This window comes from Oceanobacillus limi (assembly GCF_900111445.1).
Classification (GTDB): domain Bacteria; phylum Bacillota; class Bacilli; order Bacillales; family Amphibacillaceae; genus Ornithinibacillus; species Ornithinibacillus limi.
The window spans coordinates 1-24,336 of record NZ_FOHE01000021.1; the positions used below are offsets into that span (position 1 = coordinate 1).

General features: G+C 42.5%; 29 protein-coding genes. 28 read left to right on the forward strand and 1 reads right to left on the reverse strand.

Going from position 1 to position 24,336, the window contains the following annotated elements; translation table 11 throughout:
* The 21 genes from terL to BMX40_RS16685 all read left to right on the forward strand — a co-directional run.
* Positions 1-1,777: phage terminase large subunit (gene terL, locus BMX40_RS16585; RefSeq protein WP_342028690.1), on the forward strand; the 1,777-nt coding region annotated here is incomplete at its 5' end.
* Between the two features lie 22 nt (positions 1,778-1,799).
* A complete protein-coding gene (locus tag BMX40_RS16590) occupies positions 1,800-3,335 on the forward strand; it encodes a phage portal protein (RefSeq protein WP_090872016.1) in 1,536 nt (511 codons plus the stop codon).
* Positions 3,336-3,417: 82 nt separating this feature from the next.
* The gene (locus BMX40_RS16595; protein WP_090872018.1) at positions 3,418-4,116 is read left to right on the forward strand and encodes a phage scaffolding protein; all 699 of its coding nucleotides are present in this window, start codon (positions 3,418-3,420) and stop codon (positions 4,114-4,116) included.
* Positions 4,117-4,183: 67 nt separating this feature from the next.
* The gene (locus tag BMX40_RS16600; RefSeq protein WP_090872020.1) at positions 4,184-5,266 is read left to right on the forward strand and encodes an SU10 major capsid protein; all 1,083 of its coding nucleotides are present in this window, start codon (positions 4,184-4,186) and stop codon (positions 5,264-5,266) included.
* 65 nt (positions 5,267-5,331) lie between these two features.
* Entirely contained in the window at positions 5,332-5,541 is a 210-nt protein-coding gene (locus BMX40_RS16605; RefSeq protein ID WP_090872022.1) for a hypothetical protein, read from the forward strand.
* A gap of 15 nt (positions 5,542-5,556) precedes the next feature.
* On the forward strand, positions 5,557-5,910 hold the full coding sequence (locus tag BMX40_RS16610; RefSeq protein ID WP_090872024.1) for a hypothetical protein: 354 nt from the start codon (positions 5,557-5,559) through the stop codon (positions 5,908-5,910).
* Entirely contained in the window at positions 5,907-6,725 is an 819-nt protein-coding gene (locus tag BMX40_RS16615; protein WP_090872026.1) for a structural protein, read from the forward strand. Before BMX40_RS16610 ends, BMX40_RS16615 begins: the two co-directional genes overlap by 4 nt.
* 161 nt (positions 6,726-6,886) lie before the next feature.
* Positions 6,887-7,120 carry a hypothetical protein gene (locus BMX40_RS20415; protein ID WP_170840832.1) on the forward strand — a complete coding sequence of 78 codons (234 nt, stop codon included), beginning with the start codon at positions 6,887-6,889 and terminating at the stop codon, positions 7,118-7,120.
* Entirely contained in the window at positions 7,120-7,479 is a 360-nt protein-coding gene (locus BMX40_RS16625; RefSeq protein WP_090872029.1) for a hypothetical protein, read from the forward strand. The genes BMX40_RS20415 and BMX40_RS16625 overlap by 1 nt, the downstream gene beginning before the upstream one ends.
* Positions 7,480-7,481: 2 nt before the next feature.
* Positions 7,482-7,919: a hypothetical protein gene (locus BMX40_RS16630; protein ID WP_090872031.1), complete on the forward strand. Its 438-nt coding sequence runs from the start codon at positions 7,482-7,484 to the stop codon at positions 7,917-7,919.
* Positions 7,920-8,378, forward strand: coding sequence for a phage major tail protein, TP901-1 family (locus tag BMX40_RS16635; RefSeq protein ID WP_090872033.1), 459 nt, complete (start codon positions 7,920-7,922; stop codon positions 8,376-8,378). It abuts the gene before it with no gap.
* A gap of 67 nt (positions 8,379-8,445) precedes the next feature.
* Positions 8,446-8,811, forward strand: coding sequence for a tail assembly chaperone (locus tag BMX40_RS16640; protein WP_090872035.1), 366 nt, complete (start codon positions 8,446-8,448; stop codon positions 8,809-8,811).
* 89 nt (positions 8,812-8,900) lie between these two features.
* A complete protein-coding gene (locus tag BMX40_RS16645; RefSeq protein ID WP_090872037.1) occupies positions 8,901-9,185 on the forward strand; it encodes a hypothetical protein in 285 nt (94 codons plus the stop codon).
* Positions 9,182-12,442 (forward strand): phage tail tape measure protein, encoded by a 3,261-nt coding sequence (locus tag BMX40_RS16650; RefSeq protein ID WP_090872040.1) that lies wholly within the window; start codon positions 9,182-9,184, stop codon positions 12,440-12,442. The genes BMX40_RS16645 and BMX40_RS16650 overlap by 4 nt, the downstream gene beginning before the upstream one ends.
* Positions 12,443-12,457: 15 nt before the next feature.
* Positions 12,458-15,271, forward strand: coding sequence for a DNRLRE domain-containing protein (locus tag BMX40_RS16655; protein ID WP_090872042.1), 2,814 nt, complete (start codon positions 12,458-12,460; stop codon positions 15,269-15,271).
* Entirely contained in the window at positions 15,272-16,384 is a 1,113-nt protein-coding gene (locus tag BMX40_RS16660) for a hypothetical protein (protein ID WP_090872044.1), read from the forward strand. It begins immediately after the preceding gene.
* The gene (locus tag BMX40_RS16665) at positions 16,381-16,626 is read left to right on the forward strand and encodes a hypothetical protein (protein WP_090872047.1); all 246 of its coding nucleotides are present in this window, start codon (positions 16,381-16,383) and stop codon (positions 16,624-16,626) included. The genes BMX40_RS16660 and BMX40_RS16665 overlap by 4 nt, the downstream gene beginning before the upstream one ends.
* A 51-nt stretch (positions 16,627-16,677) precedes the next feature.
* Complete coding sequence (locus BMX40_RS16670) at positions 16,678-16,980, forward strand: hypothetical protein (RefSeq protein ID WP_090872049.1); 303 nt, start codon at positions 16,678-16,680, stop codon at positions 16,978-16,980.
* 17 nt (positions 16,981-16,997) lie between these two features.
* Positions 16,998-17,267: a phage holin gene (locus BMX40_RS16675; protein WP_090872051.1), complete on the forward strand. Its 270-nt coding sequence runs from the start codon at positions 16,998-17,000 to the stop codon at positions 17,265-17,267.
* Complete coding sequence (locus tag BMX40_RS16680) at positions 17,267-18,391, forward strand: N-acetylmuramoyl-L-alanine amidase (RefSeq protein WP_090872053.1); 1,125 nt, start codon at positions 17,267-17,269, stop codon at positions 18,389-18,391. The genes BMX40_RS16675 and BMX40_RS16680 overlap by 1 nt, the downstream gene beginning before the upstream one ends.
* 98 nt (positions 18,392-18,489) lie before the next feature.
* The gene (locus BMX40_RS16685) at positions 18,490-18,834 is read left to right on the forward strand and encodes a DUF2614 family zinc ribbon-containing protein (protein ID WP_090872055.1); all 345 of its coding nucleotides are present in this window, start codon (positions 18,490-18,492) and stop codon (positions 18,832-18,834) included.
* Here BMX40_RS16685 and BMX40_RS16690 read toward each other — a convergent pair.
* Positions 18,831-19,082 carry a helix-turn-helix transcriptional regulator gene (locus BMX40_RS16690; RefSeq protein WP_244513644.1) on the reverse strand — a complete coding sequence of 84 codons (252 nt, stop codon included), beginning with the start codon at positions 19,080-19,082 and terminating at the stop codon, positions 18,831-18,833. The genes BMX40_RS16685 and BMX40_RS16690 overlap by 4 nt on opposite strands.
* A gap of 140 nt (positions 19,083-19,222) precedes the next feature.
* Here BMX40_RS16690 and BMX40_RS16695 point away from each other — a divergent pair, with 140 nt between their 5' ends.
* The 7 genes from BMX40_RS16695 (at position 19,223) to BMX40_RS16725 (ending at position 24,178) form a co-directional block, all read left to right on the forward strand.
* Positions 19,223-19,408, forward strand: a complete 186-nt coding sequence (locus BMX40_RS16695) for a hypothetical protein (protein ID WP_090872059.1) — start codon at positions 19,223-19,225, stop codon at positions 19,406-19,408.
* Positions 19,405-20,211, forward strand: coding sequence for a ParM/StbA family protein (locus BMX40_RS16700; RefSeq protein ID WP_090872061.1), 807 nt, complete (start codon positions 19,405-19,407; stop codon positions 20,209-20,211). Before BMX40_RS16695 ends, BMX40_RS16700 begins: the two co-directional genes overlap by 4 nt.
* A complete protein-coding gene (locus BMX40_RS16705; RefSeq protein WP_090872063.1) occupies positions 20,199-20,405 on the forward strand; it encodes a hypothetical protein in 207 nt (68 codons plus the stop codon). Before BMX40_RS16700 ends, BMX40_RS16705 begins: the two co-directional genes overlap by 13 nt.
* Before the next feature lie 122 nt (positions 20,406-20,527).
* Positions 20,528-20,815 (forward strand): hypothetical protein, encoded by a 288-nt coding sequence (locus tag BMX40_RS16710; protein WP_090872064.1) that lies wholly within the window; start codon positions 20,528-20,530, stop codon positions 20,813-20,815.
* A 196-nt stretch (positions 20,816-21,011) separates the two neighbouring features.
* Positions 21,012-22,229, forward strand: coding sequence for an FtsK/SpoIIIE domain-containing protein (locus tag BMX40_RS16715; RefSeq protein ID WP_090872066.1), 1,218 nt, complete (start codon positions 21,012-21,014; stop codon positions 22,227-22,229).
* Entirely contained in the window at positions 22,171-22,782 is a 612-nt protein-coding gene (locus BMX40_RS16720) for a replication-relaxation family protein (RefSeq protein WP_170840833.1), read from the forward strand. Before BMX40_RS16715 ends, BMX40_RS16720 begins: the two co-directional genes overlap by 59 nt.
* Positions 22,783-23,197: 415 nt before the next feature.
* Positions 23,198-24,178 (forward strand): tetratricopeptide repeat protein, encoded by a 981-nt coding sequence (locus BMX40_RS16725; protein ID WP_090872068.1) that lies wholly within the window; start codon positions 23,198-23,200, stop codon positions 24,176-24,178.
* Positions 24,179-24,336 lie beyond the last annotated feature (158 nt).

A 24,336-nucleotide genomic window follows, 5' to 3' on the forward strand; every position in this document is an offset into this window, starting at 1 on the left:
GATAATGATCGCATGGGTTGACGGAAGATGGCTAGAACGAAAAGAACGGCGAGAATTAATCGGAGTATACGACGACTATATCGCAATGTTAGACGACAAGTACCCGGACATTGACGCTATGCCTAGCGAAGTTATCGCCGACTATATGGAAAAGGCGAATGAACTCGATAGGTTGCGAAGGATAGATCGATGTGAAGACGATAATCTACAGTTTGCGATCGAATACTTTTCCGAAGCAATGAATCCGGGTAATGACGGAAATTGGGAAGGCTTTGATATATCCGATAAATCGCAGTCACCGGAGTTCCATAAGGAAATAACCGACATTATGAACGAGGTATCAACGGATAAAGTTAATGCGAAAGTGGCAGTAGCTGCTCCGCGTTCCCACGCCAAGTCTACGTATCTATCGAAAGGGTTTCCGGTACATGAAGTCGTTTATCGAAAACGTAAATACACGATTATCATATCGGAAACACCGACGGTATCAATCGGTAACATGGAGTGGATACGTAACCAACTGAAATATAACGAAAAACTACGGAATGACTTTGGCCCGTTATTATCTCCGAAAGATCAATCGAATATAACCGATAAGTCCGATGCGTTTATAGCGTGGTATCAAGACGGAGATAGGCGGAGACAAATTGCGCTGGTTGAGGCGGCTTCAACCGGCCAAGCGTTGCGCGGACGTAACTGGAACGGCTCTCGTCCGGACTTAATCGTATGCGATGACTTAGAGGATGCGCGCCCAGGAGGTAACGCCAGTACGCCGGAGCAACGGTCGAAATTACGGGATTGGTTCTCGCAGACAGTCGTACCGTTAGGCGATCCAAAAGGCGAGAAAACGGCGATTGTGTACATGGGTACTACCGTCCATTGGGAAGCGCTCTTGATGAACGTATTATATAAGCGGTCGGACTTCGAATCGAAAGTATACCGAGCCATTATCGAATTTCCGAAACGGTCGGACTTGTGGGAAGAATGCCGAGAAATTTACACGGACCGCGAGAATCCGAAACGTAAGGACGAAGCGGAGGCGTTCTACAAGAAACACGAAAAAGAAATGCTCGAAGGGTCGAAGGTATTATGGGAAGATGTTCAGCCGTTATTTAAGCTGATGAAATGGAAGTGGGATAACGGAAGTAAAGCGTTTAACACAGAGTATATGAACAACCCTGTCGACGAGGAATCAATGATATTCAACCCGGAAACATTTACGTATTGGGACGAGAAATTTCCGAATCAAACGTTTGACCATAAGTCATATACAATTGCATTCGGTATTGACTTTGCGTTAGGAAAACAACGAGGAGACTATTCGGCAATATCCGTAGTAGCAAAGCACAAAGAAACCGGAACGATTTATGTAGTAGATTCATATGGCGACAGAATTAAGCCGGACGGATTTATTGAGGAAATTGTAAAGTACGTTAATAAGTGGCAACCCGATATTATCTCCGTAGAGGCGCAATTTGCGCAAGAGTTCTTCGGTATCATACTTAGCGAGAGGTTAGAAGCAGAAGGTTATCCCGCAAAAACGCGGTTGAAAAAGATATACCAACGGTCTCGGAAAGAATTACGTATCGAGACGATGTTACCTTATATCGAAAATAAAACGATTCAATTCTCGCGTAGGCATCATTTATTACTCGAACAATTTGAGAGATACGGACAAGGTTCCCACGATGATCTACCGGATAGTCTTGAAATGGCGGTATCTGCAAGTAGACAAAAGAGCGTATCTATAACGACGTCAGCGAAACGAATGCGATAACAATACGAAAGGAGGGCGTTATATGTCGATAATGGAAATCAATAGCTGGCTACGACCGGATCAAGAATGGATCGGAGCCGACGAATTAGAACGAATTAATCGCGTAATTAAATTGTACGAACGATACGAAGGTCAGCAAGTTTGGCGGTATTACAAGAAGCCCGGCGGATTAGAGTACGACCCTACGTTACTTACCGTTAACCATGACCGACTACTTATAGATACTATGGCGGCGTGGGAGTTCGAAATGGAGCCGAAATGGGAAGTTGAACCGCAAGTGATCGACGACCCTATCGATATGGTTAAGCCGGGTTACAAGCAATCTGACGAACAAGAACGCGAAAATAAGCGAGCTGCGGCAAAAGAACGATTGATTAACCGCGTCCATAAAGATAATAGGACGCACGAGAAACTACTTGAAGCGGCAAAAGACCGTAAGATTGCCGGTACTGTTTGGGCGAAGTTGTTTTATGATAAAAGGCTCGGAAGGATTCGATTAAGTTTCCGACCGGATTTCGAAGTTATTTCGAAATACAACCATGATGACGAGGAATTGCTAGAAGAAGTACATTTTCACCATTACCTAGACGACGAAAGTCGAATCTTATGGAAGCAGTCTTTTACGCTCGAATGGGACGAGGAAAAATACGATTATGAGTGTTGGTTACACGAGGCGGTATATGAGATCGACGAGAATAACGATATTTGGTTAAAAGATACGAAAGTAGAGAAGTCAAAAATGGGATTAAATTTCATCCCTGTTGTTGAAATACCGAATGAACGATTAACGGGAATGGATCGAGGATTTTCCGAGATTGAAAAATGGTCGGAACTAACCGACGAAATCAATAAGAAATTAAGCGACTATTCCGATGCGATTCGCTTCGAAATGTTCGCAATCACGTTATTAATGGGCGTCGATAACGATAAAGGTTTAAAGGTCGCACCGGGCGCAATGTGGAACCTTCAAGGGGATGGCGGACTATTAGAAGGAGAAAGACCTGACGCTAAGAAGTTGGAGTCTAATTTTAAATTTAAAGACGCAACAGAGTCGTATTTAGACCGCATGTACTCGAATTTATATAAGATTGCAGAAGTACCTAGCGTCAATACTGCGGAAATGAAAACCGGGGGAGTAAACGACCAAGCCGTTAAATTGATGCACCGAACAATTATCTCGAAAACGCAACGCTCATGGGTCGTATGGAAATCGAGGTTACAATTACTGAACGAATATATTTTGCGATACATGGAAGCGCGTGTTGATGACCCGCGTTTTTCTTATGATCGAAAACTAGTCGAACAAATGGACGATGACCGTTACGATAATGTCGTACATTTACGGTTGCCGTTACCGGAAGATCAGAACGAACTAGTAGAACGATTAACCAGCGAAATGAGCGCCGACTTAGAATCAATTAAAGGCGCATTAGCGAGAAAAGGTGTAGAGAATCCGGAAGCTAAGTTAATGGAGATTCTTGCAGAAGAAAAGTTAATGAAGCAAGAGGAGGACCCGTACAATGAACGCGGGTCAGTCTTAGAAAATAACGAAGAATAGTGTCTATGTCCGAACGTTAAGACGTTAAAAGAAACGGAAATCAATAGTCTACGCGGACTAAAAAACGTGGGAGGAATTTATCATGAGTGAAGAAGTAAAAAACGAGGAAGTAAACGAAGAAACAACGAAAGTGGACGAAACTAAAGAAACGTCTGAAACGACGGAAAAAACTAACGAAAAGTCCGATGACACATTCGTACCACAGTCGAAAGTTAACGATATTGTTCAGAAACGAGTTGCTCGCGAAAAAGAAAAGTACGCAGATTATGACGACTTAAAGGCGAAGTTGACCGAGTATGAAAAAGCAGAGCAAGAACGTAAAGAGGCAGAAATGACCGAATTAGAACGGTTACAGTCGCAGTTAGAACAATATCAAAAGACCGCAGAGGAAGCGGAACAAATTAAACAACAAACGCTAGAAAGCGCTAATCAACGGTTAATCAAATCCGAGTTTAAGGTATTAGCGAAAGATAGCGGTATTCGTAAAGATGCGTTAGAAGCTGCGTTCAAATTAGCAGACTTCGAAAGCGTAGAAGTAGACGAGGACGGAAACGTAAAAGGCGTTGATTCCGTGATTGAGTCGCTGAAAGAGTCGAGCAAATTCTTATTCGGCGGAAATGATTACGCTGACCCATCGCCGGGGCAACACGAGGCAAAACGAGATCCATCTAAGGATCAAATTAGGAAGAAACTTGAAGAATTAGAAACGAAAGCGCGTAAATCCGGCCGGATTGAAGATAAAGTAGCATACGCGAGTTACAAACGTGAAGTAGGTTTATAGTTTTGACGTCGACTTAATAGGCGTCTTTTTTAATACAAAAAAACTAACTTAAAAGGGGAAATATTAAATGTCAAAAATCTATGATGCTAGCTTAATTGGAAAAAAACAGTCTGTAGTTGATGAAATTATCATGCTTAACCCACATCAAACACCATTACTTAACCTATTAGGGTTTAGTGAAGCCGTAACACAAACTACTCACCAATGGTTTGAGGATGAAATGTTTGCTGACGAATCAACTGTAAATGGAGATAAATTAGCGGCGGATACTACTGTTACAGTAGCGGATGCCGAGCCATTCAGAGCTGGTCATGTTGTAAAAGTTGGAGACGAATTAATTAAAGTAACGGCAGTTTCGGGTAATGACTTAACTGTTGAGCGTGGTTACGCTTCTACAACTGCTGCGGACATCGCAGACGGTGCAAAAATCGAAGTCCAATTCGTTGAAGGTGTAGAAGGTGCTGACGCTCGTAATGCACGCTACAAAGCACGCAAAAAAGTGTCTAACCTAACTCAAATCTTCGATGACACTATCGAAATCAGTGGGACAGCTTCCGCAGTTCAGCAGTACGGAGTAAGTGACTTGTATGAGTACGAAAAGCAAAAGAAACAATTAGAATTAGCGCTTCAACTAGAAAAAGCGCTAATTAACGGTGTTGAATATGAAAACGGGCAAATCCGTCAAATGAAAGGTATTCGTCAATTCATTCAGTCTAACGTAGACGCAGTAGATGGCGCGCTTTCTGCGGACGCTATTAACAACTTAGCGCAAAAAGTTTACGAAAAAGGTGGTTTCGCTAACGGCGGAGAGTACAAAATCATCGTTCCTGCGAAACAAAAACGTGCATTGTCCGGTTTAGAGCAAGATAAAATCCGCCTAGAGCGCGCAGAGAATACTCGTGGTCAAGTAGTAGATCAATTCGTATCTGACTTCGGACAATTCGAAATCGCTGTCGACAATAACCTAGCTGCTGACGAATTATTCTTAGTAGATGCTAACCGTGTGGCTATCCGTCCATTAGTTGGTCGTGAATTCTTCCATAAATACATGGGTGAAAAAGGCGATTACACAACTGGTACTCTTGTCGGTGAATACACTCTTGAAGTACAACAAGAAAAAGCACACGGACGTCTGAAAGGATTAGCGTAAGTAATAATTAAATCAATAATGAACCCGTCGTTTCTCGGCGGGTTTTAAAGAGGTGATGTAAAAGTATGGCGAAATATAAATCGAAATATCCGGAGTTAGGATTCTATGTAAAAGACGAACGTAAGCAATTTATGAACGGTAATTACACAACAGAAAAGAAAGCGGAAATTGACGTTTTAGACAACTTAACAGACGTCGAAAAGGTGGAGGAAGAAAAAGCAGAACCGAAGCCGAAAGCGCAACCGAAGAAATCCGGTAGTAAAGCGAAAAAATAACGGAGGTGACGCCACTTGGCGACAGTAGAAGAACGAGTATTGAATCGACTGACGAAGATACCCGGCGTTACATCTGCGGATGTCGCCAGGTGGGTCGGTGAAGCTACGAACGAAAGTGGTATAACAGAAGGCGAAGAATCGTATCTTGATAACGCACTCGTATACTTGTCGTTACACCTTGCATACGAAGAAATATCGACCGACGCTGCCCGTTACTTTACGTACACAGACCGAGACGAAACCGTAGATAAGACGAATGTATTCGAAAACTATAGTAAATTAGCGAATCAAGCACTACGGAAGTATCGGTATCATCGTAATGGAGGGACGTCAATCACGGTAACGCCTGAAAGGGCGGATCACCGATGACCGCACAAGAACGGATTAACACGCAACTAGCGACTGCATTCGAACGTTACCAAACGGAGAACGAACGACTGCAACGATTCGCAATTTCCGAAATTGATCGCTCACGCCTCGAACTAATCGACTTACTCAACGAATACGCGAAAAAGGATAATACGATAAGTAGAGCGCGAGTTAATTCGTTGTTACGCGATTTAGACGAGGTAGAGCGTATCATTCGGAATAACGGAATTACGGCGTTAAACAAAGTAATCGAAGATTCGGCGGAATCAGCAGTTACGGCGAGCGCAACGGCATTAGGCGCTATTGTTGCGGTAGATGCGATTAGTCCACGGAGAATAAATCGGAACGTGTTACGTTATGTAACTAACCGATATTCTGACGATGGACTAGTCTTGTCTGACCGCATATGGCGGTTAGCAGGCGAACAACGGGATGAACTAAACAAGACGTTACGAAGCGGAATATTACAAGGACGTTCCGTTAATCAAATGACGGTAGATATACGAAAAGTGTACGATAACGAAACGTGGAAGATACGGAGACTCGTTACAACCGAAGGAAATACGGCACACCGCGTAGCAACGGCATATTCGGCGTCCGATTCAGATGTTGTTAAGGCGGTACAAATTATCGACCACCCCGGACACCGACGACACGAACATCACGAATGTTATCGATTGTCTCGGCAAAATCCGTACGGTTGGGGCGCTGGTATGTACCGACCGGAAGATACGTATATCTACGCTCCGCACCCGCAATGTCGCGCTAGTTTCCGTTATATCTTAAAGGACGAATATTTAGGCGGTGATAATTGATGATTACGCAACACGACATCGCATGGATTAAATCCAACCGCAAGGAAGTTACGCACAACCGTACGGTACCTATTACGCTAATCGGCAAAACAGAAACCGGTCGGCATCCGATAACTGACGAACCGATTACCGAAGAAGTGACGGAATCTACTGTCGCCGTGGTGGTCGAAATATCATCCGCGTTTAAACTAGACCGCGACCTTATCGACGGAGTAGAAGTCGAAGAAGGCGATATATGGATCGACATAGACATCGATGATTTACCGATACCTGCGAAGGACGTTATATCGGTAGAATACGGGGACGATGACGACGACTATACGATTATGGCGAAAGATAACGCAGGCATTGGCGCAACGAATCGCGTCATTATGGTCGGGAGGTTGACGGGGTAATGGCGAAATCAACCGTAAAAGTGACCGGTATTCATACGACTGTTCGTCGAAAATTAACCGACCAAACTGCGGAATCTGATATCGATAAGATAACGGAAGCCTATGCGCGTAAGATTGCGAGTGAAGCGTCGGAAAAGGCGCCTATATTGACGGGATTATTGAAAAATACGCTAGTTAGTGGCGTGCAACGGTCGCCTGTCAATCGTACCGGTATATGGGAAATTATCGCAGGTACCGACTACACATTACGCCAAGAGTACGAACACAAGACGCATAAAGGGTTCATACGGAGGTCTATATGGGATAACGAGGACGCGTATAAAAAAGCGGTTGAGAAACGAGCAAAGGACGGTGAATAAACGTGCAATTAGAACTCGGATATTCTATACAGGTGTTTCTCGAAGATAAGACGGGTATACCGTCTGTTTTAATATATGACGGAATAAAGCTGCCGGATGAAAAGCCGTTTATCACCGTCGAACAAATGCAGAATAACTTGACGGCTATTTCGAAACAGAACGAATCCATAGCGACTACTTTCCGTTTTCAACTCGGATTGTATGCGAGGACACATGCGGAGCGCTCATCGAAACAAGACGAGATACGAGAATTATTTCTATTCGAAGATATTCCGTTATATAACGAAACCGGGGGGCTAACCTCCGGCTTTTTTAACGTGTCGATAACAAACGAAGTACCGATTATACCCGAAGATATTTCGGATCAAACGAGAATGCACCGACTTTATTTCGATATTGAGGTCGAGCGTATTTCACATAAAAATAAGGGGGAAATATAAATGGCTGCTGAATACAGAGGCGATGAATTTTTATATTTAGTGGAGATTGAAGAAGAAGATGGTTCCGGAAGTACCACTAAAACAGACTACCGACCTTTTAACCAAACAAATGGATCTAACTCCATAGAAGCTGACTCTATTGACTTGAATACAAAAGATAAAACTGGTTCCGATTACTCTAATGTAACGGAATCTTTGTCTTTAGAGGGTGTTTTTACTGAGAATGACCCAGCTATTCCTTATATTAAAAAATCAATTAGGCAGAAGAAACTTGTAAAAATAACAACAGTAAATACTCGAACACTAGATACTGAATTCGGAAAGTACAAACTAGATTCTTTCGAACAATCGAACTCAAACGGAGAATTTGCGACATATTCTCTTGAAGCGACATTAAACGGCGATATACAAGTAGGAACTCTAACGGAAGTTCCGGAAGGTGCACCTGACGAAGCGTAATTTATGGCGGGCGGTATGCTCGCTTTTTTCTTTTTAAAATCGAAAATAAAACGGAGGTAATACGATTATGGAACGTTTTGAAATAAATAACGAAGAACACGAATTGAAAATCACACTAGATAGCGTTAAATACTTAAACGGATTATACGAAGGTGGAGCCTTTATGTTGATTCAAAAGGCGATTTCCGGCGACATTGACACGTATGTTTCTATCGTCTACGCAGGTCTTTTCCATACCGAAAAAGGATTCAAAAGAAAAGATGTTGAGAAGGCGATTGAGGACGGAATTGCCAACGAAAATATCGATTTAGACCTTATTAACCGTACTTCATACGGTGTGGTGGCAGAGAGTTTTTTCTACAAGAAAACGCTAGACAAGATGTTCAAGAACGATCCGGATGCGAAGAAACAGATCGAAGCGTTGATGAAGTAGACGAAGAAAAAACGAATTATATCGACGTCGACCAATGCGTCCGTCACGGTTGGCGGTATTTAGGATTACAACCTATCGAAGTCCTCCGAATGACGTACCGTGAATTTGCGATGATATGCGAAGAAAATATCGAACGAACACATGATGAAAATGAACGCGAAGCGATGTACGCAATCATGTACGCAGCGGCGTCGCGCGGAAAAGGTAAGCAAGGAAAGTTACCGAAGTTAGACGATCTATACAAGCGTCCTTCGGCAGAAGATATAGCAGGTAAAACGGTCGAAGAAATCCGCGAACAACAAGAGCATACGAAAGAGTGGCTCGCGCAATTCGACCTATCGAAACTAAACGGAAAGGAGGACGACGATAAATGATAGGTGACGTATTAGTTCGGATTGGTGCGGATATATCCGACTATCAACGAAGTCTAAATACGGCAGGGAACGACCTACAGAATTTCGGTAATAAAATGGAGACGGCAGGATCAACAATCGCAAAAACTTTCGGAGTGATCGCGGTTGCGTCCGCTGCCGGAATCGGTATTGCCGTTAAACAGGCGTCTGACTTTGAAAGTGCGTTTGCGGGAGTGCGTAAAACAATCGACGCAACTGAATCCGAATACGAAGATTTATCGAAAGCTATACGCGACATGTCGAAAGAGATTCCGGCTAGTGCCGAAGAAATTGCGTCTGTTGCCGAAATTGCCGGTCAGTTAGGTATCGAAAAAGACAACGTGATCGATTTTACGCGGACAATGGTCGACTTAGGTGTCGCTACCAATATGGGCGCAGAAGAAGCCGCGACGAGTCTTGCGAGATTGGCGAACATTACCGGAATGTCTATGGACGATATCGGTAGACTCGGTAGTACCGTAGTGTCTCTCGGTAATAATCTAGCGACAACAGAGTCGGAGATCACCGAAATGGGATTACGTCTAGCAGGTGCCGGTAATCAAGTCGGACTTACCGAAGATCAGATTCTATCGTTTGCGGGTGCGTTATCATCCGTTGGTGTGAATGCCGAAGCCGGAGGAACAGCGTTTTCTCGCGTTATGCTCGAAATGAATACTGCCGTAATGAACGGCGGAGACTCGCTCGAAAATTTCGCTAGAGTTGCCGGAATGTCTGCGGGAGATTTTGCGAAAGCATTCGAGAAAGACGCAGCGAGCGCTATGATTACGTTCATTGATGGTTTAGGGCAAATGTCCGATGAGGGCGCGAATACTGCCGAAGTGTTAGCCGAATTGGGACTCGGTGAAATCCGTGTACGAGATTCCTTAATGCGTGCTAGCGGTGCATCCGAAGTATTTACGGACGCATTAAATCTCGGCTCTAAAGCGTGGGAAGAAAATACGGCGTTAACGAACGAAGCGCAGGAAAGATACGACACGTTTGCGTCAAAAATGTCGATATTAAGAAACCGTATCGGCGGCATTGTCCGCGACATTGGCGGTCCATTTATGAGTACATTAAGCGGAATGATCGACGCGCTTGATCCTGTAATATCCGCCTTTGAGCGATTAGCCGAGTGGTTCACAAATGCGAGCGACAATACGAAGTTATTCATTACGACTATGGGAATTGTAATTCCGATACTAGCGACCTTAGCGGCTGGGTTCGGACTATTCCTCGTAATTATCGGAATGGTTACGTCAGCGATCGGAACATTAGCGGTAACGTTCGGAGGTTTAGGTGCTGCGATCTTAGTCGGACTAAAAGTAGTCGGTCTTGTCACCGCGTTTGGCGCAGTTGCATCGGCAGCTATCGCATTAGCAACCGTTATCATCAAGAATTGGGGAAATATTGGCGATATGACGTCCGAACTAGTAAGTACGGTCGGAGAAAAGTTAGGCGAACTACCTGACGCAATAAGCGGTATCGCTTCGAAAGTATCCGGAGCAGTGCGGTCGTTTCTACCTAATTCGGTCGTTAAGTTTCTTTTAGAAGCTACGGAAAAGATTGCGGAAGTGTTTAGCGACATGGTCGGTATGATAAAGTCCGTTATTAACGGTGATATAGATAAACTTGGCGAAGTATTTGCGAAGTTATTACCGAGCATAATCGGAATACTTGTCGGAGGAATTCCCGGCTTAATAATCGCAGGGTCGCGGTTTTTACCGGCAATAAGCGAAGGAATTACGAGCAATATCGATGTAATAACGGAAACTGTGACTTCGGTTATAAACGGATTCCTAGAAGCCATAACGACGTATTTACCGGTCATTCTCGAAGCAGGCGTCGGAATTATTGAAAACATCCTAACCGGAATTGTTACGGCAATGCCGTTAGTTATAGAAGGTGTGACGACGTTTATTACGACAATAATCGAAACGTTAGCGGTACTGCTACCTACGATAATGGAAGCGGGAGTAACGATCCTTACGACATTAATCGGCGGAATCGTTATGATGTTACCGTTAGTTATCGAAACATTGACTACGCTAATACAAACGATGGTCGGCGTAATAACTGAACTACTTCCATTAGTTATCGAGACCGGAATTGAAGTTCTAATGTCGCTCATAACCGGAATAATCGATACACTACCACAGTTAATCGACACTGTGACGATGTTAATTACGGAAACAATTAAGACGGTAGTCGGTATGTTACCGCTTGTATTGCAGTCCGGTATCCAAGTATTGATGGCAATAATCGAAGGATTGATCGATACATTACCGCAATTGATCGATACTACCGTAATATTAATTGAATCGCTAATTACAACGATAGTAGACTTACTGCCTACGATCCTAGAAACGGGTATCCAAGTTCTTATCGCCTTAATTGACGGGATTATAGACGCACTGCCGAAGCTGATTGAAGCAGCGGTATTATTGATAACGAGTGTAGTTAAGACATTAGTTAAGAACCTACCGCGAATTATCAAATCTGGTGTTCGTATTTTGGTGTCGTTAGTAGACGGTATTATTCGTACACTGCCGAAGTTACTTTCCGCAGGTGTTACGCTAATAATCGAGTTGGTCGGCGCAATAATCGGAATGTTACCAGATTTACTGCAAGCAGGCGTCGAGTTAGTCGAAGAATTAGTAGTCGGAATACTACGTATGCTTTACTCTGTAGGCGAAGCAGCGGTAGATATTGGTACCGAGTTAGTTAGCGGAGTAGGCGACTTTGTAGGCGACATGTTAAGCGCCGGTAAAGACTTAATCCAAGGATTAATCGACGGTATCGCAGGTATGAAGGATAAAGCGATCGAAAAGGTAAAACAAGTTGGAAGTAATATCAAAAATACGCTAACAAGTTTCTTCGGAATTAAATCGCCATCCCGCGTAATGAAGAACGAAGTCGGTAAAATGATCGGTCTAGGACTTATCGAAGGTATGGCGGGAGAGATTAGTGGGATTGCGAAAATGGCTCAAAAAGTCTCCGAAGCTGCAACGCCTGAACAACCGGAATTAGCCGGATTTAAAGTCGGCGATATGCGGGGGTATCACGGGAAAGTATCGGCGGAGTTACAAGCGGAAACGAAAAGATTTACTGACAAAAAACCGAATGTAACGCAGGATAACCGGAAAGTCAATATAACAGTAGACGCCGGCAATATTGATGAAGTGCAACAAGTTATAGAATTATTTACAGGTCTTAAACAAGCATATACGGCAAATTAGAAAGGAGGAATTCTATTGCCAACACAATCATTTAAAGTCGGAGAAATGAGAAACAAACGTACTCATAATAGTAAAACTTGGATAAATTTCGATGGGAGCTACACAACAGAAATACACCAAGGCCAAATTCACTATGATGATGAACACGGGAATCTCCATAACATCAACACTGATCTATATGACGAAGCAGACTTTGATGTGATTGATGAACCAGTTGCACTTGAAGGTTGTGAACGATTTAAACAAGCAAAAGTGGAATCTAAACAAGCGAAGGATAAACGTGTGTTGAATCGGAATAACCATAACTTCCAAGCATTGCGAGTGCCGTTTGATGCTCACATTCCACGTAATTTTCAACGAGGTTATACGATCGGTAAAGGTGTTGATAAACTTACGTTTAAACCCGTTAAGGCTTCACCAAGTATGGGGCAAGTCGAAAGTGTAGATAGAAGTATCATCACGTATCAAGATGTGTGGAATGATACGGACGTTGAATTGAAGATACAGCCTAATGGCATAAAGGAGACTATTCTTTTAAAAACGGATAGAGCTCCTTTTTCATTTGCATTTGAAGTTAAAGGGAAAGATATTGCTGACGATTTTACTGCTGGATCATTAAAATTAATTCCTGCATGGTTACGTGATGCTAATGGTACAGAACGTGATGTTGAAATGGTTGTCAATCGACATAACGACAACAAGGTATATGTAGAATTAAGTGCAGATGTTAGCGACTTAGTTTATCCTATCGAGATTGATCCGACTGTTACGATACAGCCTGGTGCAAGTACTGGTAAAGATTCATATATAAGAACTAGTTCACCTGATGCATCATACAATAACTCCGACGAGTTGTTCGTTGGGCAAAACGATGGTTTTAGGTTTTTAATTCAGTTTGATTTATCCACGATAGCAAAAGGGTCATTTATTAACAATGCCATTTTGTCTTTAGGTGGTAGAGGTGGCATAGGATCTGGATATATAAAGGCTAAACCATATGTGGTTACAGAGGCGTGGAGCGAGGGAGTTACTTGGAATAACCAACCACAACATACAGATGTCGGTATAAATGAGATTAGATTCTATACGGGACACGCTATTCAAGTTGATATTACCAATATTGCTCAAAATTGGTTTACAAATGAAAATAATGGATTGATGTTCAAACAAACCGACACAACAACAGTTTCAGCTTCATTTCATTCTAGTAATTCAGTAAATGAAAGTAATCGACCTAAATTAGAAATAACTTATAACGTTCCACCTTCTAAACCAAACTTGTTAATCCCAAACGGAGGAGAAACTTGGAATAGTTTACACACAATAACTTGGGATTCTTCGAACGATGGGTCTGACAGTAATTCTACACCAACGGGAGACTTACAATATAATATACAGCTATCTACAGATAACGGCGAAAATTGGCATGACGTCGTTGGACTAACTTCTTCCGGTGTAACTAGTTATGAGTATGATTTTATTAATGAATCAGAAACAAGCATTGCGAAGATAAGGATAAGAGCTTATGATGGATATTCTTATGGAGAATGGGATGAATCAGACGGTGTATTTACAATTGAACATAACTTTGCTCCTACTATCCCAACAGATTTAATACCGAGTGGTGGTTCTCCCCAAAATAGAGAGGAGTTAGTGCGTCTAGAGTGGAAACACAACGATTCTAATGATGATCCTCAAGCAGAATTTGATTTGCAGTGGAGGTTGCAAGGTAATACAACATGGAACACTGTTAATCAAGTGACTATCAATGAATACTATGAACTTAGTAATCTGCCACACGGGACAATTGAATGGCGTGTTAGAACATATGATCAAGAAGGATTAGCTAGCCCTTATTCAGATACCGCGGTATTCTTTGCTGGGGATAAACCAAGTGCGCCAACAATTACGAGCCATAATAATGGAGAAGTTATCAGCACTGCTAATCCTACGATTCAGTGGTCATCTAGTGGTCAAGTGGGTTACACCTTACGAGTATTAGAAAGCGGTGTAGAAGTTTATAGCTACTTCGGCACGACGAATAAAGCACATACAATTCAATATGATTTGGAAAACCAAATGAAGTATGTTGTGGAATTGACGATTACTAATTCAGATGGGCTGGAATCTGATGCTGATACAGCAACGCTAGATATTAGTTATACACCGCCAGCTGAACCAATTCTAGCTACATCAACAGAAGATGCTGCTATTGTAATTCATATTGATAATCCAACACCAGTAGACACTGAGCCCACTGTAAAATATAACAACTTGTATAAACGTATTGATGGAGAATTTGTTCGGATAGCAACGAACATTGAACCAAACGGACAATACACTGATTATGCAGTAGCTAGTGGCGAACAACAGGAATACTTTGTTAGATCGCATGGAGATAACAACACGTATTCTGACAGTGGTAGTATTTTAGAACTATTAATTTTAAACGTGGCGATTATAGCCAGTGCGAAAAATCCGTCTAATTTCGTAAATATTGAGTACGGTTCCGGAGCAGTTGGTCCGGATGTTAATGCTAACTTGCAGTTAGAACGCACTTTGTTAAACTTCGCGGGTAGAGCAAAATCCGTTGCAGAATTCGGCGGGAATATTACCGAATCTTTACCGACAACGTTCATTGTTAAAAGTAGAGAAGAACTCGGAAAATTACGTAATTTAGTTCGGAATATGGAGACTTTATTGTACCGAGATTATCGGGGGAGAAAAGTGTACGTCACAGTAGGCGGGTTAGAAGAACTCGATATATCGAACGGCATGTATGAAGTTTCGGCGATTTTTGACGAGGTTGACTATAAGGAGGAAGTTTAAATGCAGAAAATTTCAAGACAAGGGTATAGTAAGGAGACAGTTAAAAATGCTCTCCACGCCGTATATCAACCTCGTAATATACGCTTTAAGTACAATTTATTAGATAAAGATAACAATTATATACGTACTTTGAGTAATGTTTTAAGTGGCGAAGTATCGTGTAATTCAAACGCCAATATAAAACGAACCGCAGTCTTTAGGTTAGAGGATGACAATTCGATTAACTATTTAAGCGATAGGATACAACCTTTCTTTGAAATAAAAATGTTTGACGGTAAATATATCTCTTTCCCGTTAGGCATCTTTTTATTATCAAGTCCAACGAGAATTGAAAAAGATAACTTAATAATTCGCGATATTGAAGCATATGACGGCTTAATTATTCTTAAGGAGGATAAGTTTTCCGAACGGTATGTGATAGAGAAGGGTACTAATTATATAGACGCGGTTAAAAACATTCTAACTAGCGCTGGGATTACGAAGTGGAATATTGATTATACAGACAAGAAAATTGATAAAAGAATCGAGTTTGAGCCGGGAAAAGAAAAGTTATTTGCTATTAACCAGTTACTTCGACAGATAAATTACAACGGAATCAAAGTAGACGTAAATGGGTACTATACTTCGTCTTATTATAGAAGTCCTTCGCAGCGTTCGGCTGAATATACGTATATTGACGATAAGATTTCTGTTACACTTCCCGGAATGGAAGAGGAATTGGATCTAGTGGCAGTGCCAAATCAATTTGTTGTAGTACGTACTAACGGAGAGCAAGAACCGTTGCGTAGTTCTTATACCAACGATAGCATAGATAGTCCTACGTCTACAGTCAATAGAGGGAGAGTAATCACCGACCACCGCGAGATTAACGACATCGCCGATCAAGAAGCTTTAAACGGATATGTACGGAGAATAGCAAATGAATCGAGTCAAATATACGGCAAGATTAAGTTTGAAACAGCATTAATGCCGATGCATGATATAGATGACGTGATAAACATTGAATACTCAAAGCTAGGTGTCAAAGCGAAGTATGCAGAAACGTCTTGGAAATTACCTTTAAAAACCGGAGGGAGAATGGTTCATCAACTAAGGAGGGTGATCGACATATGAGTATACCAACCGCAAACGAGTTCATTAGTATGTTTAAAAACCCTGAAAGTGAAAAGATACTCGAATTTGCAAAAGTTGATCCGAACTACGTCGAGGGTGACGCGAAGGTGATATACGATATAGACGTAGGCAGCGGGACTTTATCCGAAGTAACTTGGGCAGATCACATCAACCCTACAGCTAATAAATCAGTCATGATTATAAACGGGGTCGTAGTTGCACAGTACGACCGCACCAATTAATACGCCAACTAAGGCGTTATTTTTATGCCGTAAAACGGGAGGTATCGAACATTGGACGAAAAGGAGTACGCGCAGACGATCGCAGAAATACGCGAGTGGCTCGTTAAGATTGATACGAACCAAACGCACCAAACGAATTTACTCGAAACGATTAACACGCAGGCAACGAACGCCTTTGCCAAAGCGGACAATGCCGAGGATAAGGCGGACAAGGCGTTAAGCCTAGCGCAACGTAACGAAGAAAACTTCGACAACTACGTCGAGAATGAGCGGACAGGTAGGCGTTGGCTTATCGGAATATTGATAACGATTGGCTTGGCGCTATTGCCGATTATGAATAGCTTTTATATGTAACGAAAGGGGACGGTAATATGGCGAAAGTAAATTGGAAGGTACGCGTTAAGAATAAGTCGTTTTGGTTGGCGATAATCCCTGCGGTATTAGTTGTCGTACAACTTGTCGCAGGATGGTTCGATATTCCGATTGCAGCCGACTTAATTGGCGCAGAACTGGCGAAATTGGTTAACGGAGTATTCACCGTACTAATCTTGCTCGGAATTGTGACCGACCATACAACCGACGGAGTAGGCGATAGCAAGCAAGCGTTAGGTTACGTTAAACCGCGAAAGGATGACGAGTAATGAGTAAGTCGTTATTTATCGACCCGGGACACGGCGGAAGTGATAACGGAGCAAACGGATTCGGCGTTAACGAGAAAGACTGGACGCTAAGAATATCGTTATACCAATACGATAGATTAAGCGAACTTGGTGCGGATGTTACAATCGGACGGAAAACGGACGTAACGCAGGACAGCGTTAGTCGTACCAATGCGATCAAGAATAAATACGACTATTGCATGTCGAATCACTTTAACGCATTTAACGGAAAGGCTCGCGGAGTTGAGACGATTTATTCGATTTATTCTGACGATGAAATTGCGGAACGTATCGCGAATGCTATCGTTGACGAATCCGGACTTCCGTTACGTCGCGTATTCAAACGGAAAGGTAGTCGCGGAGACTACTACTTTATGCATCGTCTAACCGGAAGTACGACGACTATTATCGTTGAATACGGATTTATCGATAATAAAGTCGACCACGACTTCTATAAGGACGAGGACAATTTCTACGCAGTAGCCGAGGCTGTCGTCGAGGTATGGTGCGACATTCTAGGCGTAGAATACAAGGCGCCTAATGACGAAGAACCTACGAAAGAACAGTCGCAAGCTAACGAAACATACACCGTACAAAAAGACGACACACTAAGCGCTATTGCGAAATCACACGACACAACTGTCGCAGTATTGGCGCAGATAAACGACCTAGACGATCCTAACGTTATTCATGTCGGACAGAAAATCGTATTACCGGACGGAGTTGTATCGGAATCTAAACCGAAACCAAAGCCGAAGAAAGAATCGAAGCCAAAGGCGAATTTGACGGTCGATGGTTCGTGGGGTCCGGATACAACTCGCGCATTACAAGCGTATTTAGGCACGCCAGTAGACGGAGTAATTAGCGGACAGTCTCGACATTCCATTACCGAAGCTATTCCGAGTGTATCTTACGGAAATGGCGGAAGTCTCGTAATTAAGGCGCTTCAAAAGAAGATCGGCGCAAAGCAGGACGGACGTATTGGTCCGAATACTGTACGCAAATTACAAGCGTACTTAGGTACGGAACAAGACGGCGTCATAAGCCGACCATCTTCGCTAATGGTTGCGGAGTTACAGCGGAGATTAAATCGCGGAAATCTATAATACTAACGCCTACCTTAACGGGTAGGCTTTTTATTTTTGCGTAATATTAGAAGTTGTGCGAAAATATACATATGTATAAACGAAAAGGAGGCGTTGTTATGTCGCACGCATACGAATATATGACGTTAGAAATTACGAAGAAAAAACCGAAGAAGTTGAGTTGGGCGTGGCGTATTCCGGCAATGGTCGTATTACCTGCGATTGCATTATTCATGACTCTAATAGGATTATTAATGTCGTTAACTATTATCGGATTCATATTCGCTATTCCGTTATTTATGGGAGCTTTAGGGATGGCTGTATATCCGTTTGCACCCGGTAAGTTTAAATCGTATAAGGTAACGTGTCCTAACTGCGATAAGAAGGCGACCGTTCTACAAGATAGAGAGGATTTTAAATGTCGCCGTTGCGGAATGCCAGTTGCGCTAAAATGGCACAGTTAATCCTCGGTGTATTCGTACAATTCGTCAACGGATTTGCCAAGTAATTTCGCTAGTTTAAATAAATCTTCTGCTTTCGGCGTTGTCTTTCCTCGGCACCAATTAGAAAGAGTATTTGTAGATACTTCCATATGTTTTTCTATATAATCTCTCCGATAAGGGGAGTTTTTTATTATCTCTCCAATATTGCTTTTTAACATGATATCACCTCTATTAATACTTTCTACACCAACTACTAAAAATCCTTTCACAACATTACCTTAAAATTTTTCCAAACAAATTTGTGTAAGACAGGCAAGTTTCTAGGTATTCGCCCATAGATTAAAAGTAAGTTAAATCTAATTTAGTTAATATAACGTTAGATTTAAAGTAAATTAAAGGGGTGAATGAATTGGAAATTACCGTTATTCAATTTAAACGAAGTAAAGACGCTCAATGGGAACTCGGAGTTAGTTTAGACACGGAACTAGTCGTCGACCATAACTCGCGACCTGTTGACGAAATATACGACGCAATGCCTTCCGAACTATTTCACGTTAATATCGCGCCTATCCTAAAAGGCGGAGATACCCGATGATTGTCGGAATTGATTGGGGCAACTATCGCACGAAAATTTGTACGGATACTACGGTAGAATCGTTCCCTTCGGACATTCTGCCGTACCGTACGCAAAAGGTAACGAACTCTATGCGAAAATACGACTTTATCTTCGAATATAACGGACGACGCGGAATAGCTGGCGAACTGGCTCACGATGAGCGGACGTTATTAGACCGAAATAAACGCGGAGATACGAAGCTACACGAAGATGCGCTTATACGCGCGTTATTGGCGCTCTCAACGCTTTCTCTAACGGAGCCAGTACGTTTGGTCGTCGGTCAGCCAATCGCACGCCACAACGCCGATAAGGACGATATCCGACGTATGTTAATTGGTACGCATGAGATTACGGTCAATAACGTCAAGAGGCGTATTATCGTCGACGATGTGGCGGTCGGAGTTGAGGGCGGATCGGCAGCGTTAGCGGGATTACCTTCGAAATCCAAGTCGTACTATATCGATATTGGTAGCGGTACGATTAACTTCGCATCGGTATCGAGTGGGCGCTTCATCAACGCAGAGAGCGACACGGTTTCTCGCGGAATGGAGAATATCGCAGGCGGTAACGAATCCATTGCGGAAAGTATCCGGAATATAACGATTGATCTCGGGTGGAGTCCGAATGCTAGCGTCCAACTAATCGGCGGAGGTGCGGAGGAGTTATCGGAATATCTCGGCTACCCTCCGTTGTATTCGATTTATAACGGAAAGACGTATCCGCCGGAGTTTGCGAATGTAATCGGCTATTATCGGATAGGTGAGCGATTATGGCGAAAGTAGTACGGTTAAAGACGAAAGGTGTATCGTTCAACGTGGCGGACGATGGCCAACGGGAATTATTCGAGCATTGCGAAGGGAAATCGAATTTTAGTGCGTATGTTAAATCGTTGATATTGCGGGATATATTAGGTGAGCCGGTTGTTCCGAAGGTGGAGCCGGAAAGTCAAGAAGCCGATGTAAATTCATTTATATAGGAGGAGATAGTATGATTAGGTGGATTTGGGAGAAGCGTTATTGTCGTTGGTGTGGGAAGGTTGCGGAATTTGCAACTACTGATTCGAGTGATATGTGTAATAGCTGTAAAGGAGCGTAGAGTATGGGCGTTAAGATTAGCGTTAATGGCGAAAAGATAGGTGACGTAGTAAATGGGGAGTTTGAACCAGTGAAAAGTTTCTTCGATTTTCTCGACTATACAACGCCTACAGAGCGGGTTTATAACGTCTGTTATACGAATGAATTAATATGTGAGGCGGATTATGCGGTTAGTTCTATTGCAGATACACTTAAATTAGATTGGGCATACAAGTGGATAAATCACAGCATCGATGTGGTTAACGAAAGTGTCGCGCAGGAATGGGACCATGTTTTGTCTCTACTATTCTAAAAAAATCCGCCACCGAGAAGTTGGGATAGAAAGGAATGATAAGAGCAACTTCTAAAGAAGTGTTCAAGTTAACTGGAATAGATAAATAATAACAACAAGAGCGAGAATTCAACTTTCCTAGTATACCATCTACCAATTCTAGGGTGGTCAATTAAAAGAATATAAAAAGGAATAAGTAAAAGGAAGGGGGAATGTTATGTTTTCTGTTTTTGCATACACATCCATAGCGGCGTTAACCGCTGCCGTATTTATGCCTGAAACTAACATGTCGTACAAAAGACGGTTATCGATCATTTTCCGCCGTACCGGTTTTCTCCGGGAATATCGCGACCTCTACGGAAACCTTAAGCAAGGATTACCGAAATACCTCGGAGAAACGACGGCAGGAAATTACGCGGAGTATTCGTATTCTATCCCGTTAGGTAACGTATTATCCGAATCACTCGAAAAAGCAATCGTAGAGGCGTTCGATGTCCCCGTTAAGGTTTACGCAGAGGGTGGTCGATTATACGTCCGATTCTATAACGAAAATTTACCGGAGAATATTTCATACGCTAAGGTGCCGAATCGTGGCGGTTACGTTGTGCCGATCGGAAAGTCGCTTGACGGGTGGTTATTCCATAACTTCGATAAAACTCCGCACATGACGGTAGCTGGCGCAACTCGGCAAGGTAAGACGGTGTTTTTGAAGAATGTACTGACGTACCTATCCGAACGGCACGGCGAAGATATACGCTTTTATATGATCGACCTAAAGGGCGGATTGGAGTTCGGGAGATATGCGAAATTACCGCAAGTGGTCGAGGTAGCCTCGGATGCGTCGGAAGCTGCGGAAGTATTTACGAAACTCCGTCAACAGATGAACGAAACAATGGCGTATTTCCGCGATAACGGCTATACAAACATCGTCAATACTCCGATCAAACAACGGACATTTATCATTATCGATGAAGCTGCGCAGTTAACGCCGGAACCGTTTATGGACGACGAGGAAAAGAAACTCATGCAGTATTGTCAGTGGTGTATGGCGGAGATCACGCGCATTGCAGGAGCGCTAGGTTGGCGCCTTATACACGCGACCCAGTATCCGACTGCCGATTCGCTCCCTCGCGCGGTCAAACAGAACGCAGACGCTAAGATGGCTTTCCGATTACCTACCGAGTTAGCTTCGCGCGTAGCGATCGACGAAAATGGCGCGGAATATCTTCCGAATCCGGGACGCGGAATATACCGCACGGTTGACCGCCAAATCGTACAGGTGCCGTATTTATCCGACGAGGAAATGGCGAAGCGCCTAAAGCTTACGAAAAGGAGCGTTATCACTTGGGGCGAATTAGGCGAAAGGAGGGACGATCGTGTACGCACAAACGAAGTTCCAACGGAGAACGACCGAGATATTATCGAGTTTGAATAAGCTAGTATTCGCCACTAGATCGCAATTACAAACGGCTTGTAACCTCGGAGGAGTCCGCAATGCTAACCGTATACTTGCACGCTTAGAGTCCGATAATTTAATACGGTCGATACGGTGGCAACAGAAGATATACGGACTAACGAAAGAGGGGCGCGAGCTGATAGGCGAAGATAACAAGACGCCATTTAAGCGGAGGTATGTCGAACATACCATATTATGTAACGAGGCATACCTTGCGCTAGATATGCCGACGGACTGGGAAACGGAAAGGGAAGCGTCCTTTCGCGGTAAGTACGGAAAAGTCCGGTTTGTTTCCGACGCTACATTTACGCAAGGCGGGCGTAGGTGGTTCGTCGAGATTGATCGGACGCAACGGATGACGGAGAATCGGAAGAAAATCGAAACCTATGCGGAGTTGCAAAGTGTTCATGCCCGAGCGAAAAAGCGACCGCCTTACGTTAAATTTTACGGAATAGATACGGCTAGGGTCGATAGGCTTCGCGAAATGATGGCGGAGGAAGGTGTCGAGGGGACGGCGGAATTAATATCGTAGTTAGTCCGACATACAGACACTATATAATAGGTAGATTCTCGTTCCTTATTGTAATTCGACATAAAATCGGATATAATAACACCGTAAGACTAATAAATGCGGTGATTGTCGCCCCTTAAGGAAGTGCGAGGACTAGTTTTCACCGGTAACTTACCGTATAGACCACCGCCAGAGTAACGTTTGAGTGGTCGGAATACATAACGGATAGACTCCGAACCTACCTTCTAAGCTGTGGGTCGCAGGTTCGAATCCTGCCTGGGACGTTTACCTAGAAACCTATTTCATGTAGGTTTCTATTTTTTTTGGAGGTACACGTACGTCAAAGGGGATCTTGCTGTCGCTTCTCTGTTTAAATTTTGCATGAACGGGAATGTATATTACTATTAAGTAAATAATAGGAAAAAGGAGGGAAGAAATGGAAGGTGAAAAGGACAAGGTTATTCTCTTTCCGAAGTGGAGAGTGACCTTAGAAGAGGAAAGCTTGGAAGCATTAAAGGAAAAAAGATATGAAGAAGCATTAGGGAAGCTAAATGAGCTTCTAAACTATCAAATACATAGTCATGAAATCATTATTGGTAAGCTAATTTGTCTAATGGAATTAGGTAGACACGAAGAAGCTCAAGTGCTGTGTGAAGAGGCAATGAGTCAAAAGGATGAAGATTACTACCATTATGTACATATATATTTAACGATTTTATTTCAAACAAATCAATACAGTCTTCTAATGGAACAAGTTGATCGTGAATTGGAAGGTTCTAATGTACCGTATATGATGCGGGAACAGTTCCGGCAATTGTATGATGTGAGTTCAAAAATGGCAAAAGAAGTGAACAGTGAAGAATCAAACGAATATTTAAAAGAATTGAAAACAGCAGTCGAGTCTCAAAATCACGAAAACCAATGGCGAATTATTAATCGTCTACATCAATTAAATGCTACGCCAGACAAAAAATTATATTCTTTATTGAAAGAGGAATATATTCACCCAGTAATCAAAACAGCGCTGTTTCGTTGGTTTCAAGATCAAGAAGTATCTGATTTAATTGATGTAGAAAAGTTAGGCTCTCAACTACATGTAAAACCAATTGATGTAATTGGCCTAAAGACACATCCTACAATGAAACAAACAATGCTGCTAATTAGTGAATTGGAGCAAGAAAATCCAACGCTATTCCAGCTTATAAAGCAATTATTAGATCGGTATGCATATGTAAGGTATCCATTACTTCCACCTAGTGAAGAAGCAGTACATATAGCTGGAGCATTACGATATATTGGCGATCAGATGTTGAATATTCCTAATGAAACTAGGGAAGAACTTAATCATAACCAGTTTCACTATGTTGACGAGATAAAAATGTGTGAGCAGCTTTATTTAAGTATCATAGAAGACTAACATCACGGCTTTCATAACGATTTGATTACATAAAATCAACATTTTTCATTACCATATTCTATTAAGTGAATATCTTTCAATACTATTTTACGTTTTCTGGGCAGATAAAAGGTATTACTATTTTCTTATATATATAACAATATTGGTGATTCATACGA

Bases quoted from the DNA above. Each gene is read 5' to 3' on its own strand.
- BMX40_RS16590 (WP_090872016.1), top strand. From the start codon at position 1,800: ATGTCGATAATGGAAATCAATAGCTGGCTACGACCGGATCAAGAATGG.
- BMX40_RS16595 (WP_090872018.1), top strand. From the start codon at position 3,418: ATGAGTGAAGAAGTAAAAAACGAGGAAGTAAACGAAGAAACAACGAAA.
- BMX40_RS16600 (WP_090872020.1), top strand. From the start codon at position 4,184: ATGTCAAAAATCTATGATGCTAGCTTAATTGGAAAAAAACAGTCTGTA.
- BMX40_RS16605 (WP_090872022.1), top strand. From the start codon at position 5,332: ATGGCGAAATATAAATCGAAATATCCGGAGTTAGGATTCTATGTAAAA.
- BMX40_RS16615 (WP_090872026.1), top strand. From the start codon at position 5,907: ATGACCGCACAAGAACGGATTAACACGCAACTAGCGACTGCATTCGAA.
- BMX40_RS16625 (WP_090872029.1), top strand. From the start codon at position 7,120: ATGGCGAAATCAACCGTAAAAGTGACCGGTATTCATACGACTGTTCGT.
- BMX40_RS16635 (WP_090872033.1), top strand. From the start codon at position 7,920: ATGGCTGCTGAATACAGAGGCGATGAATTTTTATATTTAGTGGAGATT.
- BMX40_RS16640 (WP_090872035.1), top strand. From the start codon at position 8,446: ATGGAACGTTTTGAAATAAATAACGAAGAACACGAATTGAAAATCACA.
- BMX40_RS16645 (WP_090872037.1), top strand. From the start codon at position 8,901: ATGACGTACCGTGAATTTGCGATGATATGCGAAGAAAATATCGAACGA.
- BMX40_RS16650 (WP_090872040.1), top strand. From the start codon at position 9,182: ATGATAGGTGACGTATTAGTTCGGATTGGTGCGGATATATCCGACTAT.
- BMX40_RS16660 (WP_090872044.1), top strand. From the start codon at position 15,272: ATGCAGAAAATTTCAAGACAAGGGTATAGTAAGGAGACAGTTAAAAAT.
- BMX40_RS16665 (WP_090872047.1), top strand. From the start codon at position 16,381: ATGAGTATACCAACCGCAAACGAGTTCATTAGTATGTTTAAAAACCCT.
- BMX40_RS16675 (WP_090872051.1), top strand. From the start codon at position 16,998: ATGGCGAAAGTAAATTGGAAGGTACGCGTTAAGAATAAGTCGTTTTGG.
- BMX40_RS16680 (WP_090872053.1), top strand. From the start codon at position 17,267: ATGAGTAAGTCGTTATTTATCGACCCGGGACACGGCGGAAGTGATAAC.
- BMX40_RS16685 (WP_090872055.1), top strand. From the start codon at position 18,490: ATGTCGCACGCATACGAATATATGACGTTAGAAATTACGAAGAAAAAA.
- BMX40_RS16700 (WP_090872061.1), top strand. From the start codon at position 19,405: ATGATTGTCGGAATTGATTGGGGCAACTATCGCACGAAAATTTGTACG.
- BMX40_RS16705 (WP_090872063.1), top strand. From the start codon at position 20,199: ATGGCGAAAGTAGTACGGTTAAAGACGAAAGGTGTATCGTTCAACGTG.
- BMX40_RS16710 (WP_090872064.1), top strand. From the start codon at position 20,528: ATGGGCGTTAAGATTAGCGTTAATGGCGAAAAGATAGGTGACGTAGTA.
- BMX40_RS16715 (WP_090872066.1), top strand. From the start codon at position 21,012: ATGTTTTCTGTTTTTGCATACACATCCATAGCGGCGTTAACCGCTGCC.
- BMX40_RS16725 (WP_090872068.1), top strand. From the start codon at position 23,198: ATGGAAGGTGAAAAGGACAAGGTTATTCTCTTTCCGAAGTGGAGAGTG.